General features: G+C 68.9%; 1 protein-coding gene. It reads right to left on the reverse strand.

The features are described 5' to 3' along the window. Positions 1-70: 70 nt before the first annotated feature. Positions 71-1,559 (reverse strand): outer membrane protein assembly factor BamB family protein (locus tag FNH04_RS45845; RefSeq protein ID WP_152792129.1); only part of this gene is annotated, 1,489 nt, incomplete at its 5' end.

Here is a 1,559-nt window from a genome sequence, read left to right on the forward strand (position 1 = left end):
GGTCATGGGGGTGTCTACCTCGGTGAAGGGGGAGCGGTCGGGAGAGCCGGGTGCCGGTGGCCGGCGGCGGTCACCTGCCGTAGGCCAGCATCAACTTCTCCTTCGCCTCGTCGTTGCCCGTCAGCAGGGTCGTGGAGATGTAGAAGCGCCCGTCCACGTAGTCGATCGCCTTCGAGAAGAAGGTGTTCTCCATGTCCGCGGTGCCCTGCGGCATCTGGAGCAGCTTCGTGGTCTTGTGGCTCGACCCGGTCGTGGGGATCGAGACCACCTGTCCGCCCGCGTCGTACGACGGCCCCACGTACGCGACGAGCTTCGTGCCGTCCCGCCTGATCGGCTGCATGGTCTCGGCGACCGGGGACTTGACCCGCCACTTCTCCTTGCCGGTCGAGAGGTTGACCGCGACGATCTCGTTGGCGCCGCTCTTGGCCTCGGTCGGCAGGTAGAGGGTGTTCGCGTCGGCCGCCACCCCCGCGCAGCCCTGGAGGTCGCGGTCCAGGATCCCGCCGTCGCACTCCGGGGCGAAGCCCTCGTCGATGTCGAGCTGCGAGCGGGTCGAGCCGTCGCCGTTGAACGCGGAGACGTTCCACTTGTTCTTGTCGCGGTTGGTGGAATAGAGCACGAGCGGCTGCACGGAGTACGTCTTCTCGACCCGCCAGCCCTCGGGTATCTTCCGGGTCCACCTGGCCTTGCCGGTCTTCGGGTCGAGCTCCTGCACCTCGTCGTGCTCGGTGTCGGTGCCCGCGCCACAGGAGGAGACCGCGATCAGCTTCTCCCCGCCCGCGAACCCGGCGGGGAAGCAGGACGCGCCGTACTTCTTCTTGTCCCACAGCTTCTTGCCGGTCTCGACGTCGAACGCTGTACCGGACTGCGAACGGCCCGCCATCAGTGTGTCACCGGTGATGGTCAGCCCCACGGAGATCGTGCTGTCGAACAGCTCGCCCTCGTCCAGCTCCTTGCTCCAGCCCTTCTTCCCGGTGTTCAGGTCGAGTTGCTGGAGCATGTTGCAGCGGGCCTTGCTGTCGGAGCCGCTCTGGTAGGCGATGACGACCCTGTCGTCGGCGGTCTTCTGCGGGGTGACCTCGCAGACCTTGCCGGGGAACGTGATCGGGTCCCAGGCGGGCGTGCCGTCCTGGACGTCGTATCCGAAGACCTGCTTGTACGCCGCCTTCACGGCGACCTCGTCCGTGACCCACAGGCCGGGTGCGGCGGCACCGGAGCCGGGGGCGTCGGGGGCCTCCTTGTACCAGAGCACCTTCGCCTCGCCGGCCTTGCGGCCCTCGTTGAGGTCCTCGGTCTTCTCGTCGCCGTCGCCGTCGCCGCTGCCGTCGCCCTGGTCGACGGGCGCGGAGGCCGTGCCGGACGGCTTGCCGTCCTGGGTCTTCTGCGCGGTGGGCTTCTTGTCGTCGTCCCCGCCGGCACCGACGGCGACGACGACACCGCCGGCCACGAGCAGCGCGGCCACCGCGGCCGCGACGACCATCGCGGGCCTGCCCTTGAAGGGGTTCTTCGAGCCACCGGAGGGCGGAGGGGTGGGGGCGCCCGGGTACCTGTCTCTCATA

Source organism: Streptomyces phyllanthi, assembly GCF_009377205.1.
GTDB classification, from domain to species: domain Bacteria; phylum Actinomycetota; class Actinomycetes; order Streptomycetales; family Streptomycetaceae; genus Streptomyces; species Streptomyces phyllanthi.